This window comes from Nostoc sp. (assembly GCF_035638895.1).
Lineage (GTDB): Bacteria > Cyanobacteriota > Cyanobacteriia > Cyanobacteriales > Nostocaceae > Nostoc.
Map to the genome: position 1 here is coordinate 1 of NZ_DASQZC010000325.1, position 18,660 is coordinate 18,660.

Sequence of the window (18,660 nt, forward strand, 5' to 3'; positions counted from 1 at the left end):
GATTGTTGTAATTAAAGCATTCCTGGGCCTCTACCGCGTGTGTCACTATTTTCGGTCAGCTTGCCTTCCTCGTCCTGATTAACTTCTCCGAGTTCTTGAATACGTTGGGCGGCATCGGCTGCTGCTTGTTTGCGTGCATCACCCGGTTCTTCGTAGTACATTTCCGGTTCAACTGCATAGTTGTTCAACAAACCTTCCTGGTCTACGGTGTACCCGTCAGTGGTGCGTATACTGTCTGGATTCGTTTGGTCATCGGTAGGCGCATCTGCCTCCCTTTCTTCTGTGGGGAGTGTTTTGTACGTAGTTCCTTCTCTTTCCATCCGAGCAGCTGTTTCAGCTGGAATAATGCCGCGATCGTATGTATCTGCTTCAGCTCTATCAGATGAATCTATATCTCTCTTAACTGCTTCATTAGCCATAATTTATGTCCTCGTTAAAGAATCTATTAAATAACCTCAAAGCCTAGATTAAGTTGTTTTTCATTTTCGTTCTACTATCTTTAGAAGTGATTTAAAGTTAAATACAATGTTATGCTCTATATCTTTTGATGTACCCAAAAGACTAATCTGAAATCCGGCTCAATAGATATAATTTCCTTTCATTATATAAAACAAGCGTTGTAGCTGAAGTTGACACTGACAGCAATAATCATTCTTGTGTCTCTACTGCATTTGTATTCAAAATAAGATAGTTACAAAATTCCCGACTTGTCTAAGAAGTCGGGAATGTGAACATTTAGATTGTATATATTTAATTAGCGAAAACACAGACTAGTCTACTAAAGCTTAAGCAAATTGTTAAAGGCGGGCAAACTTACGCCACAGTCTAATGTTTTAATGGTTAGTAAATTTATTTGCCTAAAAATTGGTTCTTCAGTGATTGAATTTCATCGGCTAATTCTTCTCGTGTTGAAGCCTTTAGTAGATAACGGGAAATAAACCAAGTGCCATAACTAATTCCAACTAACTCAAAAGTCGGTGATAGTAATGGAATATCATTGATGGCATCCAGTACAGCTAGTACTATCTTGGCTGTAACAATCGCCGCTAAAATCAAACCAACTGTTGTTAGAGGCTGCTTATAGCTACTAAAAAAGCTACCTAAATATTCGGGCAATTGCTCCAAAACTTGAGAAACTTGTCTGCTAATTTGCTGCCATTGAGATTCTGGTTCAGATGCTGGTGGTAACTTTGGCAAGTTTTGAGTATCTGTACCTTCAATTGCTAGCGTGCCTTGTGAGAATGAGGCATTAATAGATTCACGTTGCTGTTGTTCGGTTTCCATAATTTATATTTTCCGTAAGTACAAAGAGCTTGTATAACTGAACTGAGCATCAATAAACATAATTATTCAGGTCATCAGTTGTCAATTGTTAGTAGTCAGTAGTAAATATAACTGACCCCTAACCTTGAGCAGGGGCATCTAAATTTATTTATGCCTACCTACTCACTTTGATTTATTGTTAGCTGTCTTACTGTTTCGGTGGGGCAATAGTTGCTTTAACAACTACAGTTTTGACACCTTTTATTTCCTTAGCTAAACGTTCAATCTTAGCCAATTCCTGCTGATTGTTTACAGTTCCTGAGACAGTGACACTTCCATCGTCTGTCGCATTAACTGTTAGTTGACCCTTGGGTATGTTTGCCTCTAACTTGGAGCGAACTTGACTTGCTAGGTCACTTGCAGCTCTATCTGTATCGCCACCTGTGACATTGTTTCGCTGTTCGCGGGCACGAATATCAGCATCAAGTTGTCTTCTGCGAACTTCGCTTTGCGCGTCTTCTTGAGCAGCTTGTGTTGTTTGTGCGCTTGGTGCGGTTGGTGCTTCATTAGGAGCGGGTGCAGATTCACTTGTTTTAGAAGCGTTATCACAAGCAGCAACACCAAAAACTAAAAGGCAACTAATTAAGAAGGGAGTTAGCTTTTGCATAGGTTTAATTCTGAATCGGAAAGTGAAACTTGTCGAGTTTGTGGATATTCACGGCAGAAGTAAGGAGCAAGTTTCTTAAGTTAGGAGCAAAGGTTTTATGTTCTTGCTCTTTAAATTAGAGAAAATTAGTGTGAGTGACAACTACCTGCGGTTAGAGTGTTTCATCACGACGGTCAACAATGATTACAGAAGGATCATTTCCATGAAGACCTGTTGAATAATTGGTGCGATCGCTATTCACAACTGCTGTGTCGTGATGGGTTACTTGATCTACTGGGCGATGTTCACCTAAATCGCTGCCATCATAGATAGCAAATTCTTCAATGCCTCGACGGTTAAGAATTGCTTCAGCTTGGCGGATTTCAGCTTCTGTAGCATCGATAATTACCAAGTAGTCGCCTTTTTGGAAGCGATCGCTATATACTCGCGCTTTGTCTTCAGGAATTCCTAAGCCAACGAGTCCGCCAACAATACCGCCTGCTGCTGCACCAATCGCACCGCCAGCTACTGTTGATGCTAAAGCCGTTGCTGCTGCACCACCTGCAATTACAGGACCGATTCCAGGAATTGCTAAAGTTCCCAGACCAACTAATAAGCCAGTCAAGCCGCCTACGACTCCACCTGTAGCTGCTCCAGCTTTTACACCATCGTCTGCTTTATTACCTGAACCGACATTTTTATCTACATCTACACCAGCGATCCCATGACCGTTTGTATCTTTGGCTATGATGGAGACTTTACTTAAGGGAAAACCTGCATCTCGTAATTCTGTAATTGCTGCTTCTGCATCTCGACGATGAGAAAAGACTCCAATCGCGCGTTTTGCAACACCACTCTGAGCAACACTAGATGTTGGAGCGACATAACCAGCATTTGTATTTCTACCATCTGGGTTGTCATAAATGCCAAACTCTTCGACACCACCCTGATGTAAAATTGCTTCTGCTCTGGCAATTTCTGTATCTGTGCCATCTATGATGACTAAATAGTGTCCCCGCTTAACGCGTTCGTCATAAACTTTGGCTCGTTCTTCGGGAATTCCTAAACCAACTAATGCACCAAGCAAACTACCAGCTACTGCACCAATACCTGCGCCAGCGAGAGTAGTAGCTAAGGTAGTTGCTGCGGCTCCAGCCAACATAATTGGCCCCAGTCCAGGAATTGCCAAAGTACCAAGACCAACTAATAAGCCAGTCAATCCGCCCAACGCGCCGCCTGTAGCTGCTCCGACTTTAGCACCATCGTCAGATTTATCACCGACGCGATCGCGTACTTCAGCCCCAGAAATATCATCTTTGTCTCCATCCTGGGTGATGACAGAGACTCTATCCATGTCAAAACCAACTTTTTTTAATTCATGTAAGGCATGTTCAACATCTCGACGATGAGAAAATACACCTACACCACGTTTATGTACACCTACAACCATTATTCTTTCTCCTCAGCAAAAATCAATTATTCACTAAATTTATAGCTCCTAATAACCTTATTAATACATGTTTATGTTTACATTTCATCAATCGCTTGGAAGAAATTTTACCTCTATCATTAGATATACGTGTTTTATCTAAAGATAGCAACAAATTTTAATAATCAAATAAATTATCCCTTATGAAAATTAAATGTTTATTATTTAATTTATCAAAACAATTTCTAAAATATTAGTTTTAAAATCAGCTAAGTTTTTGTTATAGACCTATCGATTAAATGTAATTTTTAATAAAAACATATAGCTATGTATCAGTTTAAAGTTTTGGAGCAAAGTTTTACTAATACCAAGCGGATCGGATTTTATCAAACAATTTAATATAAAATTACCAAACTTTACATTATTTTCTTTAGGTAAAAATTAATAAAAATATTTGTTTTTGTAAGATACGACTTTTGGCAAGCAAGCTTCTTACCTAAGAAAGTGTCAATTTATATAACTTGCAAGTACATTGATGAATAAGCCATTTTATCAATGGTTATTTAATTGACTGCAAGTGGGAAAATACTATGTTTCAAGGTGTTTTAACTATGTGGGCATCAAACTGGCTATCTCTTGGATTAGCGCCAATAATAGTTCAGGACGCACTAACTCCAGAAGAAGCATCAGTTCTTTTTTCTGGCCCTAAATTCTTGGTAGCATTGCTGGCTGGAGTTTTAATGGCATTTGCCTTTCAATTATTATTGACTAATTTTTCAGTTGCTGTCGGAATTTCATCTTGGGAAATTGACTCAGATTCTGATGATGATTCAGAAAGTTTGGGTAGTAAAATTCGTTCAGTTCAGACGAAAATTGGTGCTTGGGCGTTATTAACCGTTAGTATTGCATTATTTATTGCTTGTTTTCTGGCGGTAAAACTTAGCTTAATCGAAAGTGAATCTCTAGGTGCAATCATCGGTGTAGTTATCTGGGCTACCTATTTCTCACTGGTAATTTGGTTTGGTTCATCAGCAGTAGGTTCTTTTATCGGTTCTATCGCTAGTACTGTCACTTCTGGTTTTCAAACTTTGATGGGTACAGCAACTGCTGGTATCGGTGCTAATGCTGCGAAACAACAGTTAGTTTCTACTGCTGAAGATATTACAGCCGCAGTCCGACGAGAGTTAACTTCAGGTTTTAACGCTGAAGATATTAGAAATACCCTCCAAAGTTCTTTAGGGTCTCTGCAATTACCAAAGCTGGATATCACAGAAATTCGTAACCAATTTGACCAGCTTCTTAAAGATACAGATTTGCAATCTGTTGCTAACAGCGACCTATTACAAAATATCAATCGCCAAACATTTGTTGATTTAATTAGCAGTCGTACAGATTTCTCTCAAGAAGATATTAATCGCATTGCTGACCAATTTCAAGGTGCTTGGCAACAAGCTTTGAATCGGAGCAATCCCACAGAACAAGTAATTAATTTGCTAAAGTCTGCAACACCCGAAGAATTGAATTCAGAGCAATTAGGTGAACGCCTTCAACAACTGGTTATAGTCGGAGGTGGGAATGGCAATGGTATAATCAAGCAAGCTATTCAATATGGCTTGAGTGCGGCTGCACCAGCAGTTTTGGAGCGGGTTAACCTTTCCAATATCGATGTCAACAAAATTACTAATCAGTTGCAAAAACTGAAAGAAAAAGTTCAAGATGTCGATGTCAATCAAATCACAGAACAATTAAAAAAATTCCAAGATGAAGGAAGTAAACAAGTATCTGCAAGATTGCCAATATCACCCGAAAACACAATTAAGACAGATGTAGAAGACTACATATCGAATTCCTTTCCTTGGCATTTTAACCGCATTACCCTAAGAGATGAATTTAAAGAACTCATCTATGACGTTAATGCAGATCCAACAACTGTAAGACGGGAGTTGGAAGAAATAAATCAAGAATATTTCGCCAACTTGCTGAAGCAGCGAGGTGATATCAGTGAAGCTAGGGTGAAAGAAATTTCCGAACAAATGGAAAGCGATCGCTCGGAAGTTTTAGAAACTGTAAAACAGGCTCAAGCGCAAGAGCAAGGGCAAGATTTCCGCAGCAGCATCGAAGATTATCTGCGTTCGACGGGGAAAGAAGAACTCAATCCTGAAGGTATTGAACGCGACTTTAAAAAGTTGGTGGAAGATTCAGAAGCTGGGTTTGAAGATTTAAGTAGCCGCTTCGGACAATTTGACCGCGACACTTTTGTACAATTGCTCCAACAGCGTCAAGATATCAACGAAGAGGAAGCTAATAATATTGTTAGTCAACTCGAAAGCAACCGCGATAATTTCTTAAATCGTGCTAGAGAGCTGCAAGAACAAGCAAAAGGCAAAGCTGATGAACTGCGCCAAAGAGTTGAAGATTATTTGCGGAATACTAACAAAGATGAACTAAACCCCGAAAGTATCAAACGTGAGTTTAAAACTCTACTAGACGATCCCCAAGCTGGAATTAGCCAATTGACTTCGCGCCTATCGCAATTTGACCGGGATACACTAGTACAATTGCTCAGTCAGCGTCAAGATTTGAGCGAAGAACAGATAAACCAAACTCTCGATCAAATCGAAGCAGTCCGAGATAATATTTTGCAAGTACCGCAGCAGGCGAAAGAACAGTACGAAAAAACCACAAAAGCGATTGCTGAATATCTCCGCAATACCAACTTAGAAGAACTTGATCCCGAAGGTATTAAGAGCGATTTGGAAAAATTACTTGACGATCCCAAAGCAGGAGCCTTAGCACTGCGCGATCGCTTATCTAATGTTGATCGAGAAACCTTGGTTAAACTCGTTAGTCAACGGGGAGACTTGAGCCAAGAGCAAGTTAATCAGATAATTGATCAAGCACAAGATGCGATCGCTAATATTGTGAGAGCGCCACGACGTTTAGCCAAGCGTACTGCTCAACAAGCTTTAGATTTTGAAGCCAATCTCGAAGAATATCTGCGTAATACGAACAAAGAAGAACTCAACCCAGAAGCAATTAAACGCGATTTGCAATTGCTGCTGTCTTCTCCCCGCGCTGGAATTGGAAGTTTAAGCGATCGCGCCTCGAAATTTGACCGTTCTACAATTGTGGCGCTATTATCCCAACGGGAAGATATCTCACAAGAAGAAGCTAACCGGATTGTGGATCAAATTGAGTCGGTTCGCACCTCCATTGTTGAACAATTCCAGCAAATCCAGCAAAGAGTGCAATCAGTGCTTGATGGAGTTTTTGGTAAAGTTCGTAACTATCTCAACTCCCTGGATCGTTCCGAACTCAACTATGAAGGTATTAAGCAAGACTTTGCGAAAGTGTTCGACGATCCCCAAGCCGGATTTGAAGCATTGCGCGATCGCCTCAGCCAATTTGATCGTGACACCCTAGTTGCTGTCATCAGTTCTCGTGAGGATATTTCTCAAGAGGATGCTAACAGGATAATCGACCAAATAGAAGGGGCGCGGGATGGCGTACTACAACGAGCCGAACGCATTCAACAAGAAACACAAAAACGCCTGAAAGCGATCCAACAACAAGCTAAAAAGCAAGCTCAAGAAAGCAAAAAGACCGTTGCGAATGCTGCGTGGTGGTTGTTTGGAACAGCTTTGACTTCCCTTGCAGCCAGTGCGATCGCAGGAGCAGTGGCCGTTACAGGGTTACCTCTACCTCGTTAAAATTCATCATAAATTTATAAAAAAAAGTGGTAATTAATGTAGTGCCACTTTTTTTTATAAATAAAACAAACTACCCCCAGAGTAGTATCAGGACTTTATTCTTCCTACATATATTACAAAACCCTATCTAAGCAAAGGTTTCAGATTTTTTTTTGGCTGAGAGGGATAAAAGAGGATTAATTATTATTTCTTATAGGTAGAAAAAAGTAGCCTTGAGAGTAATATCATAATCTTGTGATTGTGAATATCGTAAAAGCTATGCGATTGTGTACTAGAAAATCTGCTTGTTCCCTAGCAGCCTAGTACTTGTAACCAATGAATACATAAAGCACAGAGATATATAAATGACCCTTGGCACGATTTCGATGCCAAACTCATCAATATATGCAGTGCTTCTAAAATCTTTGGACTTAACAGAAATCAACTGTTCCAATCAGGTGTGGTTCAGTTATCTTTTACCACTCGTTATTTCTCCACCTTATTTTCTGGGCATTGCTGAATAAAATTGTGAAATTCAAAAATTTAATGTTTGAAACTATTTCCTTTGCGCCTTTGGAGTAAAGGAAATTCATACTCTTAATCAGCAACACCGTTTTCTGATGGTGAAGTGACGAGGTAATTTTTACCCTCTAAACTCAGGAGAAGCTAATTTATGGAAACCATTCTCGATATTAATGACATTGACATTCTCGTCGGTCTTCCTAACAACACTATCCAGACCGGTACTGGTAGTGGTAACAGAGTCATTAACGGCGGTAGTGGCAACGATGTCTTTGTCAGTGGTAGTGGCAACGATCGCATCGATGGCGGTGGTGGCAACGATGTGATCACTGGTGGTGGTGGCAACAATACCCTTATCGGTGGTGCTGGCAACGATGTCATTACTGGTGGTGGTGGTAGGGATAGTATCGTTGGCGGTACTGGCAACGATGTCCTTACCGGTGCTGGCGGCGATGATCGCCTCTTTGGTAACGATGGCAACGATACCCTTGTCGGTGGTGATGGCAACGATAACCTAAATGGTGATAATGGCAACGATAGCCTGATTGGCGGTAATGGTAACGATATCATTAACGCTGGTGCTGGCAACGATGTCCTTGGCGGTGGTAATGGCAACGATACCCTTATCGGTGGTGCTGGCAACGATCGCTTCGTTGGCGGTAGTGGGACTGATGTTCTCACTGGAGGATCGGGTAACGATCGTTTCCAGTTCAACTCAGTTTCAGATAGTCCTGCTGGATCTGGACGGGATGTTATCACTGACTTTTTTGGCAACGGTAACTTGCCTGGTGATGTAATCGATCTATCTAACATCGACGCCAACTCCACTAGAGGGGGCAACCAAGGCTTCACTTTCATAGGATCTGGTGCATTCACCGCAGCCGGTCAGGTTCGTTATTCAGGAGGTATTCTTCAAGCTAGCACTGATGGGGATCTATCGGCTGAGTTTGAGATTCGTCTGGCAGGCGCACCAGGACTAGTAGCAAGCGACATTAACCTTTAATTTAATAGACCTGTCTTGAAAATCAGGCACGAGGCAGAATTCTAATAATTTAACAGTCGTGGGGAGAGGTAAGTTTAACTTGCCTCTTCCTTTTATAGTGATTATTATTACGCTAATTTATTTCTGTCTTTAGGCAAATTGACAAAATATATTCCTGTTTAATCTGCCAAGGATGCTATTGCTGTAATCAAGCATAGTTAAATCCCAAGAAAGGATATCTCACCAAAAAAGTAGCTCATATTGGCTTCATGCTTAAGATTGGTAATTTCCTTAATTAGTAACAGAAGGAAATCTAAATTACCAATGTTTGCTAAGGCTTGATCGCGCCGCGTATGCATGAAAAAATTAGGTAATATAATCGCAACACTTACAATTATGTCAAAGAAGTTGAACAGCCAAATGGTAATGCAAGGGATGTAGCGATGCCTACGGCGGGCTACGCCTACGCACTATTCAACTAGGCTTTTAATTATTGGCAATTACTTCCTTATATATAACTATAAAAATCACCAAACAAATCTCAATAAGCAAAATCAACTCTCTCTGAGCAAAGGTTTAAGATTTTTTGTGACGAAAGTAAAAAAATAACGTTAATTACTCTTTCTTATAGATAGAAAAAAGTAGCCTTGAGGGTAATATCATAGTCTTGTGATTCTCAATGGAACCAAAACGTTCTAAAACCTATGCAATTTCGTAGGAGGAAATCTGCTTGTTTCCTAGCAGCCTACTACTGTAACCAGTGAAAACATCAGGTACAAGAATATAACATCACTCTTGGCACAATTTTGATGCCAACATCATTAATAAATCCAGTGCTTTTAAAATCTTCTCAAATCTTCAGGCTTAACAGCAAACACCTGTTGTAATTAGGTGTGGTTCAGTTATCTCTTCCCACTCATTATTTCTTTGCTTTGTTTTCTCGGGGTTGCTGAATAAAAGTGTGAAATTCAAAAATTAAATGCTTGAAACTGTTTCCTTGCTCCTTTGGGGAAACCAAATTCATACTCTTAATCAGCAACACCGTTTTCTGATGGGGAAGTGAAGTGGTTATTTTTTTACCTTCTAAATTCAGGAGAAACTAATTAATGGCAATTATCAACGGTACCATTTTCAATGACAATAATACCGTCAACGGTTCCCCGCTAATTTTGCGCCCTGCCCTAAATGGGGGTGCTGGTAGCGATATCCTCAACGGCAATGCTGGCGACGATATCTTAAATGGGGGTGCTGGTAGCGATATCCTCAACGGCGATATCCTCAACGGCAATGCTGGCAACGATATCCTAAATGGGGGTGCTGGCAGCGATATCCTCAACGGCAATGCTGGTAGCGATAGCCTAAATGGGGATGCTGGTAGCGATACCTTAAATGGAGGTGCTGGTAGCGATACCTTAAATGGAGGTGCTGGCAGTGATATCCTTACTGGCGGTGCTGGTAGCGATAACTTAAATGGGGGTGCTGGTAGCGATAACTTAAATGGGGGTGCTGGCAGCGATATCCTCACTGGCGGTGCTGGGACTGATTCTCTCACTGGGGGCGCTGGTAACGATATTTTCGATTTCAACTCAGTTTCGGATAGTCCTACTGGTTTGTCACGGGATGTTATCACTGACTTCGTTGGAAACGGTATCTTTACAGGCGATCAAATTGATCTATCTACCATTGATGCTAACTCCACTGTAGGGGGCAACCAAGCCTTCACTTTTATTGGATCTAGCGCATTCACCGCAGCCAGTCAGGTTCGTTATTCAGGAGGTATTCTTCAAGCTAATACTGATAGGGATCTGTCGGCTGAGTTTGAGATTGGGTTGACAGGAGCACCACAACTAGTGGCAAACGACATTATCCTTTAATTTAATAGACCTCTTGCAAAAGTAGCTAGCACCTTACTCCTAAGCACTTGTTCTTAGGAGTAAGGTTCTTATTTTTGATTTATGCAAAAAGTTTAATCTTGAAGAAGAATTCAAGTGTAAAGCCAAACATGCTCCAACTGTGACAAAATGCACTCGGCTTTAAACTGTCAAGGATAGTATTGCTTAAATTAACTACATTATTTAAATCATAATAAAGCATATTTTACCCACAAAGTCGTTCATCTTAACTGCACACTAACAGAAGCACATCTAAGGTTCGATCGCGCCGCATATACATGAGAAAATCAGGTAATACAATCGCAATACAAGCGATGAGGCACAGAAGGAAAAAAGATGTCAGAGAATTTAAGAAGCCAAATTGTGACGCAAGGAGTGCAGCGATCGCCAAATCGAGCAATGCTGCGTGCAGTTGGTTTTAAAGATGAAGATTTCAATAAAGCCATTGTGGGTATTGCCAATGGCTACAGTACGATCACTCCCTGTAATATGGGGATAAATCAACTGGCACAAAGGGCAGAGGTTGGTATAAAGTCTGCCGGAGCAATGCCACAAATGTTTGGCACAATTACCATCAGCGACGGGATTTCGATGGGAACTGAAGGGATGAAATATTCCCTCGTGTCGCGGGAAGTCATTGCCGATTCCATTGAAACCGCCTGTACTGGACAAAGTATGGATGGTGTGCTAGCGATTGGTGGCTGTGATAAAAATATGCCAGGGGCAATGCTAGCGATGGCCCGGATGAATATCCCTGCAATATTCGTTTACGGTGGCACAATTAAACCCGGTCATTACAATGGACGCGATTTAACTGTTGTTAGTTCTTTTGAAGCGGTTGGTCAATACAGTGCGGGAAAAATTGACGAAAAGGAATTATTAGAAGTTGAAAGTCGCGCTTGTCCTGGTGCTGGTTCTTGTGGGGGAATGTTCACAGCTAACACCATGTCTTCAGCATTTGAAGCAATGGGAATGAGTTTGCCCTATTCTTCGACAATGGCGGCCGAAGATGCCGAAAAAGCCGACAGCACGGAAAAATCGGCTTATGCGTTAGTCGAAGCTATTCGCAAACAAATCTTACCCCGGCAAATTATCACCCGCAAATCTATAGAAAATGCCATTTCTGTGATTATGGCGGTGGGTGGTTCGACCAATGCAGTGTTGCATTTCTTAGCGATCGCCCGCGCTGCTGATGTAGAGTTAGCACTAGATGACTTTGAAACCATCCGCGCCCGTGTTCCCGTTTTGTGTGATTTAAAACCAAGCGGTAAATATGTAGCTACAGATTTGCACAAAGCTGGTGGCATTCCCCAAGTAATGAAAATGCTACTTGTGCATGACTTATTACATGGTGATAGCCTCACTATCACTGGTCAAACGATCGCAGAGATATTGACAGATATACCAGAAGAACCATCCGTCAATCAAGATGTGATTCGAACTTGGAACAACCCGATGTATCCTCAGGGACACTTAGCTATTCTCAGAGGTAATTTGGCAACGGAAGGGGCTGTAGCGAAAATTACCGGCGTGAAAAAACCAGTAATTACCGGGCCCGCACGGGTATTTGAATCGGAAGAAGCTTCTTTAGCTGCAATTTTGGCGGGTAAGATTCAAGCTGGTGATATTCTGGTCATCCGCTACGAAGGGCCTAAGGGCGGGCCTGGGATGCGAGAAATGTTGGCTCCCACCTCAGCAATTATCGGTGCTGGCTTGGGTGATGCTGTGGGATTAATTACCGACGGACGCTTTTCTGGCGGTACTTACGGCATGGTGGTTGGTCATGTTGCCCCAGAAGCAGCCGTTGGTGGTGCGATCGCTCTTGTAGAAGAAGGCGATAGTATTACTATTGATGCACCCGCTCGTTTGTTGCAGTTGAATATATCCGAAGAAGAATTGGCTCGTCGTCGTGCCAACTGGCAGCCCCCCGCTCCGCGTTACACTAAAGGCGTGTTGGCGAAATATGCCAAATTGGTATCTTCTAGCAGTATTGGTGCTGTGACAGATTTGGACTTGTTTTAATTAACCTGACGTAATAAACATCTCCGAAAAAGAATGTAGAGACGTAGCAGTGCTACGTCTTTTTGATTTCTAGTAATTTTTACTTGAATTTTATGAGTTTTTGGAAAAATCTTGATGAAGTTTCAGGAAATTTACATAGCAGCTATGATGTCAATAGAGAAATCACGGAAATATAGTTGACTGTCAACTGCTTAAAACTGAAAAGGGTACAAAATGAGTTCTGAATCTAACGTCAAATTAACGATCGCTCTTTCTAATCCAGACTTAGATGCAGATGAGCAAGAACGCGAAACCCGGAATCTGCTGCGAGAAATCAAAGACTTAGATGTAGAGAATGCTGAACTTGTAGCAGTTACAGAAAGTCCTGTAGGATCAAAGGCGTTTGGAGCTTTTCTGCTGGGAGTGTTGCAGGCAGAGGTGAGCCTTGCCAATTTTAAGAAACTGTTGGGATTTTTGGGCGATCGCTTGGGCAACAAAACCATTGAATTAGAAGTCGAGGCTAACGGGAAAAAACTCAAACTAAAAGCCAGCAGTCGAGAAGAATTAACAGCAGCGCTGGAAGCCGCGCAAAAGTTTGTAGCCGTAGGCTGAGAAATCCCATAATAAAAAAGAGGATAGCGAGATGGCTAAGGTAGCACTGCTAATAGGAGTCAGCGAGTACGAGCCTGGTCTTAACCCATTACCAGCTTCAGTAAAGGATATGCAAGCGATCGCCAAAGTTTTGCAGCATCCAGAAATGGGTGATTTTGCCCAAACAGATATTCAAAAACTGGAGAATCCCGATCCTCAGAAAATGCAGGAAGCGATGGAGACGCTGTTTAGCGATCGTCGTAAAGATGACCTTGTAGTACTTTACTTCTCCGGTCATGGCATTAAAGATGAGAGCGGCAAACTTCACCTCGCCACTCGCGTTACCCGCAAAAATCCCCAAGGACGACTGATCAAATCAACCACTGTTCCCGCCAGCTTTGTTCATAACATCATGAGCGATAGCCACTGCAAGCGCCAAGTCGTAATTCTCGACTGTTGCTTTAGTGGGGCGTTTGCTGAGGGATGGTTAGCCAAAGATGACGGTTCTCTCGATATCCGGGCTGAACTTGGTGGCGAGGGGCGAGTTGTCTTGACCTCTTCTACTGCTACTGAATATTCTTTCCAGCAACAAGAAGAAAATCTTTCGATTTATACCCGTTACCTTATTGAAGGTATTGAAACAGGTGCCGCAGATTTAGATAATGATGGTGCCGTTTCGGTTGATGAGTTGCATGAGTATGCCAAAAGGAAAGTTCAAAAAGCTGCTCCTGCCATGCAACCAGAAATTTATGCAGTCAAAGAAGGATTTAAAATCCTGTTGTCTAAAGCACCCATTGGTGATCCAAAACTGAAGTATCGCAAAGAAGTAGAGATTTATGCCAGTCGGGGCGAGATTTCGATTATTGGTCGCAGAATATTAGATGCCCTACGTCAGAATTTGGGGTTGCTCCCTGAAGAAACTGCTGCAATTGAAGCTGAGGTTTTAAAACCTTATCGAGAGTATCAACAAAAATTGCAGCAATATGAGCAAGCATTAGTAGACGCGATTGGGCGCGAGCAGACTTTGAGTGACTATACTCGCAATGATTTGCGACGTTATCAGGAAATTTTAGGACTTAGAGATGAAGACATAGTGTCAATTGAAACGAGAATTAGTCCCAAAAACGGATCATTTCCATTTCCAGATAAAGTTACAGCGTTCAAAAGCATCTTCCGCAAATATGATGTACCAGTCAAACTACCAAACAAAGTTGTTGCAGTTCTGAGATACCCCAGAGTAATGATTGGCGCAGGTGTCTTCGCTACTGTGGTTCTAACTTTCTCTTCCTTGGTGAAGCCACCAGATGTTTCAGTGACCACACAGCCTAATCCAGCAGAATCATCTACACCTGTTACTAGTCCCACTGTCTCCCCTACAACCGAGATGAGTGCTAAGGAATTCCATGATAGGGGACTCGATAAATCTAATAAAAAAGACTACAAGGGAGCGATTGAAGATTTTAACGAGGTGCTGCGGCTCGATCCCAATTTTACAATTGCCTACTACAACCGAGGTTATGCCCGTAGTAAGCTTAAAGATTACAAAGAAGCAATTGAGGATTTAAACCAGTATATTCGGGTCAATCCCAACGATGCTGGTGGCTACCTTAATCGAGGCTTCGCTTACTATAACTTGGACAATTACAAGCAAGCTATTATCGATTACAACGAAGCGATTCAAATTAACTCCAACTACGCTCTTGCCTATAACAACCGAGGTAATGCCTACGCTGACCAAGGCAACTACGAACAGGCAATTTCCGATTACACCAAAGCCATTGAGTTTAAGAATGATCCACTCTCCTTTCCCTACCAAAACCGGGGTGATGCCCGCCGTGACCTGGGAGATTATAAAGGAGCGATTGAGGATTATAATCAGGCTATCATTATCGATCCCAATTATGTCAAAGCTTACAATAACCGAGGTCTTGCCTACAGGAACTTGAAAGATTATAAGAAAGCAATTGACGATTATACCCAGGCTATCCGTATCGATTCCAATGCTGCCTATGCTTACCACAACCGGGGTAATGCCCGCTCTATTTTAAAAGATAAGCAAGGAGCGATCGCAGATTATCAAAAAGCCGCAGACCTTTATCAGCAACAAGGAAAAACAAAGCTATATCAACAGTCATTGGAGAAACTCAAAGAGTTGCAAAAGTAGCTATATTCTGGCAATAATTGTCTGCTAAAGATGGTAAGCGATGCCTTCTCTACGAGACGCTACGCGAACGGCTAGCTCCGCTGACGCATCTTTAATGCCACATCTATGAATTACTATAAATTATTATTTACCCAATAGCGATCATATCTTTTCATTCTCTCATTTGCAGCAGATCGATAAACTCATCGACACTCAGCCCAACTTATCTAATAATTGCTCGTAAAGTTCCTTTGTCTTGCTGTAGTAAATAAACATATTGCCCCCGGTGAAGAAATCATTGCGGTCAGCAAAAAACTGTTGCAATGACCTAATCAACACATTCATAGCAATGCGGTGGCGATTTGATTCCAAGGGTTCACCATCATCAAAAATTAAATCTGTAGGGGCATGGGGGGTTCCCAATCCACAATGGCTGCTGGATTTTTCTAAGTAGTCATGAGCGATCGCCTTTCTCAGAAAGCCTTAGATTTCTATCATAATCTGCCGAGAGCTTGCTCAATTAAGGCGTACAGATTACAAATGGTTATAAATTATTCTTCATGCAATCTCAAAAATTAGGTATAGCTTGACGAATCCCAATTATCACAAGAATACCAGGACAACTCAACTCGGATTGCGATGATGATTCGCTATTATGAGCGATCGCTTGATCTACACAAATACAAACATTAACAATCCTTAATAGATAATATTATTAAGGATTGTTAAGAGGAGCAAAAACTGCTCACAAACGCGATTGTTTCTTAAAAATCATCGAGAAACTGACTAAGGCGACTGATTACGGGGTCAACCTCTTGAGGAGGGGTAGCAACAGAATAAGAAGTATTATTTACTACTTCTAATTGAGTTGGAGACTGAATGAACGATCGCTCATTGACTATGAGCGCCAGTTGTGCGACTTGTTGAGAAAGTTGCAGTAGATGGTGTTCCATTGCCTCCAAACGATTAGATCCCTTGGCCAAAAAACGTTCCTCAAGTCCAGCCACTTGACGTTGCAGTTCACCGATTTGCTGTTCAATCGGTGTTGTTGCTGCTGCTGTTTGTCGAGCAGGTTGTACAGGTTCCGGTACACATAAAGATTGCCATAAGGCTTCTTTACAGAGGTCGCTGAAAGTCTTGTCTGGTTGTTTGTCCAAATAACTTTCTACTTGCGCTAACAAGCTTTCATCAGCAAGCTCTGGGTTGAACGTGACGGATTTAACTACCTTTTTTGACCATTGGAACATCAGCTTTATGCCCTAGCAGCGCGATTGGAGGATAATTGTGCCTCTCCATAAATATACTGCCCCAAAGCATTCGCCTGTCGTGAAGGTGCTGCTAAATGAGCATTAATCTTTGCTTCCTTGAGCAGACGTTGAACGTCATCCCAGAAGAACTCACCACCCCCGCCAGTCAGAATCACATCGGTAACACGTTCTGGCAACCAGGCTAGCACACGGCTACAGATTTCACGCGAAAACATCTCCGTAAGGTTGGGAAGAAAATCATCTAGGTTGGTGGGCTTGCTAGCGCCTTTAGGACGATAATAGCGTTCACCTCTGGGTTTGTTAACGGCGGAAATCAGGGCGAGAGATTGACTGTCTGCTCCCTCGATTTCGGCGGATACCAATTCATAAAATTTGTTCATACCGAAGTCTTCGCTCTTAGAAGCACCTCTGGCAAAACGGAAGTTATCTACCATCAAAAGATCGACGGTTTGATGTCCAATATCGACGATCGCCACCGATATTTTTGTAAAATCGGGACTACCAGGACTTTTCTTCGGTTGAGCTTCAGACCACAGCAGGCTGCCGTAGCCTTCTGGCATTACCCATACCTTACTGACGTTCAGCGATATAGATTCGCCTCGGAAGTTCAACACATGAGGGCCGCCTACTTGGCTAATCAACTGGGCTTTTTCTTTTTCAAATTGCTCTAAGGAAAGAAAAGGTAGACCCAGTACGACTGAGATATCGTCTCTAAGTTTGAAGTAGCCAGCACTTGCTAACACTTTGACCAGTGCAGACTCTACCTTAGATTGGCCTACTCCTAGATTCGCCCCAAAATCGGCTGCCAGTTGACCAACAGCATATCCATTTCCTTGATACTCCAGCCACAAATCCATTAAGGGATCAGTAGCCCTGGCTTCAAAAACACCACCGCGTACTTGTTCAATTGACATCTGCTTGACGTTGGCAGGTACGAACACCACATTACCGGGTTCACGACTCACACAAGTTTTTGTGGAAGTTCTGCCTAAATCAACGCTGAGAATGGTTTTCCCCGGAACACTGCCTGCCTTGGGAGGAACATTATTAACAGCATTCATGGGAGTCGATGCTGACACTCTATTCATGGGTATAGCAGCAGCATTGATGGGGGTAGCGGCGGAAGGTTGGTCTGTCATGAAAGCTCCTAGTTCAAACTTAACTCTAAAAAGTTGTCATGCTCATCTTACAAAAATGCGAGCAACCAGAAATTCTAGGTTGCGTCAAGTGTAGCTAGAAATACGCCAAAAATTAATTTCGGCGATACCTCCGATAAGCTCATGCCAACGCACATCTAGTATTATTTGGCATAGTGTAGGCGAATTTTGGCCAGATGTAACCCCTGCTTTTACTGCTTTCAAACCAAAAGCGTCCGTGTTTCATCTTCTAGCGCGTCTTAACTGGCGCTTGAATATCCAGAAAACAACTGCTAGAACCAAACCGCCAAGTACGATTTTGGATACAGGAGCAAGGTACTTGTCCACAAGTTCATACTGACTACCTAATGCGTATCCTGAGTATGTCAGCAAGCCCACCCAAGCCGCGCTACCTACTGTTGTGTAAAACAAGAATGGCAGCAAGGGCATATTGCTGATACCTGCGGGAACGGAAATTAAGGTGCGGATTCCTGGCACAAGGCGGCCAATTAATACTGCTTTTCTACCTTGTCGGTCAAACCACTCTTTGGCCTTAGTGATATCTTTACTGGATATAGCCAACCATTTGCCATACTTGTCTGCCCAAGCCTTCAAACGGGTTTCGCCCAAAAACTTACCTGGATAATACCAAATAAGTGCGCCCAATACAGAACCCAAAAGTCCTGCGAAAAACACACCAATGATATTCAGCTTTGCCCCCTCTGGTTGATATGGACTTGCTGTAAATCCAGCCAGTGGCATGATCAATTCTGAAGGAATTGGGGGAAAAAGGTTCTCTAGGAACATTAGTAGGGCGATTCCCCAATAGCCAAAATAGTTGATAGTATTAGTTATCCATTCAAGCATTGAGTCAATTCCTAAAATTGCGGTACTATTCTTGTGACTAAGATTCCGTTTTAGCTTTTAAAAAAAGCTAATTATCCCGCTTGCTAAAGTCAAGGTAATTCGGCTGCACGAATAACTTGGCATCGCAATGAGGAAGCAGAGTAAAACAAGTGGAAGCTAAGGGGCTGTTTCATTAATTGCGAAGTTTATACAAATTCGGAAGTAGCTCTAGTACAGGGCGGCGGAAATCAA

Annotated in this window: 13 protein-coding genes and 1 pseudogene; 6 read left to right on the forward strand and 8 right to left on the reverse strand. The window is 42.1% G+C overall.

The annotated features are described in order from the left end of the window. Window positions 1-11: 11 nt before the first annotated feature. The 4 genes from VE944_RS15995 to VE944_RS16010 form a co-directional block, all read right to left on the reverse strand. Window positions 12-419 carry a hypothetical protein gene (locus VE944_RS15995; protein WP_324978649.1) on the reverse strand — a complete coding sequence of 136 codons (408 nt, stop codon included), beginning with the start codon at window positions 417-419 and terminating at the stop codon, window positions 12-14. Between the two features lie 430 nt (window positions 420-849). Further along, window positions 850-1,284 carry a CAAD domain-containing protein gene (locus VE944_RS16000; protein ID WP_324978652.1) on the reverse strand — a complete coding sequence of 145 codons (435 nt, stop codon included), beginning with the start codon at window positions 1,282-1,284 and terminating at the stop codon, window positions 850-852. 187 nt (window positions 1,285-1,471) lie between these two features. Next, on the reverse strand, window positions 1,472-1,930 hold the full coding sequence (locus VE944_RS16005; protein ID WP_324978654.1) for a BON domain-containing protein: 459 nt from the start codon (window positions 1,928-1,930) through the stop codon (window positions 1,472-1,474). Between the two features lie 151 nt (window positions 1,931-2,081). Beyond that, entirely contained in the window at window positions 2,082-3,359 is a 1,278-nt protein-coding gene (locus tag VE944_RS16010; RefSeq protein WP_324978656.1) for a histidine kinase, read from the reverse strand. 569 nt (window positions 3,360-3,928) lie between these two features. On the opposite strand from VE944_RS16010, the gene VE944_RS16015 reads away from it, so the two are divergent. The 6 genes from VE944_RS16015 (at window position 3,929) to VE944_RS16040 (ending at window position 15,179) form a co-directional block, all read left to right on the forward strand. Then, the gene (locus VE944_RS16015; protein WP_324978658.1) at window positions 3,929-7,048 is read left to right on the forward strand and encodes an MFS transporter; all 3,120 of its coding nucleotides are present in this window, start codon (window positions 3,929-3,931) and stop codon (window positions 7,046-7,048) included. Window positions 7,049-7,700: 652 nt separating this feature from the next. Continuing rightward, complete coding sequence (locus tag VE944_RS16020; protein WP_324978660.1) at window positions 7,701-8,552, forward strand: calcium-binding protein; 852 nt, start codon at window positions 7,701-7,703, stop codon at window positions 8,550-8,552. Between the two features lie 1,085 nt (window positions 8,553-9,637). Further along, on the forward strand, window positions 9,638-10,405 hold the full coding sequence (locus VE944_RS16025) for a calcium-binding protein (protein WP_324978662.1): 768 nt from the start codon (window positions 9,638-9,640) through the stop codon (window positions 10,403-10,405). A gap of 354 nt (window positions 10,406-10,759) precedes the next feature. Next, the gene (gene ilvD, locus VE944_RS16030; protein WP_324978664.1) at window positions 10,760-12,445 is read left to right on the forward strand and encodes a dihydroxy-acid dehydratase; all 1,686 of its coding nucleotides are present in this window, start codon (window positions 10,760-10,762) and stop codon (window positions 12,443-12,445) included. Between the two features lie 213 nt (window positions 12,446-12,658). After that, window positions 12,659-13,036, forward strand: coding sequence for a hypothetical protein (locus VE944_RS16035; RefSeq protein ID WP_324978666.1), 378 nt, complete (start codon window positions 12,659-12,661; stop codon window positions 13,034-13,036). Window positions 13,037-13,067: 31 nt separating this feature from the next. Continuing rightward, window positions 13,068-15,179 (forward strand): caspase, EACC1-associated type, encoded by a 2,112-nt coding sequence (locus VE944_RS16040; RefSeq protein WP_324978668.1) that lies wholly within the window; start codon window positions 13,068-13,070, stop codon window positions 15,177-15,179. 228 nt (window positions 15,180-15,407) lie between these two features. On the opposite strand, the pseudogene VE944_RS16045 reads toward VE944_RS16040, so the two are convergent. The 4 genes and pseudogenes from VE944_RS16045 to VE944_RS16060 form a co-directional block, all read right to left on the reverse strand. Then, window positions 15,408-15,568 (reverse strand): annotated as a pseudogene (locus VE944_RS16045) (Uma2 family endonuclease); the annotation flags it as partial. Window positions 15,569-15,922: 354 nt separating this feature from the next. After that, window positions 15,923-16,405 carry a filament morphology membrane protein FcmC gene (fcmC, locus tag VE944_RS16050; protein ID WP_324978670.1) on the reverse strand — a complete coding sequence of 161 codons (483 nt, stop codon included), beginning with the start codon at window positions 16,403-16,405 and terminating at the stop codon, window positions 15,923-15,925. 5 nt (window positions 16,406-16,410) lie between these two features. After that, complete coding sequence (fcmB, locus tag VE944_RS16055; RefSeq protein ID WP_324978672.1) at window positions 16,411-17,565, reverse strand: filament morphology actin-like protein FcmB; 1,155 nt, start codon at window positions 17,563-17,565, stop codon at window positions 16,411-16,413. Between the two features lie 240 nt (window positions 17,566-17,805). Further along, the gene (locus tag VE944_RS16060; protein ID WP_324978674.1) at window positions 17,806-18,429 is read right to left on the reverse strand and encodes a DedA family protein; all 624 of its coding nucleotides are present in this window, start codon (window positions 18,427-18,429) and stop codon (window positions 17,806-17,808) included. Window positions 18,430-18,660 lie beyond the last annotated feature (231 nt).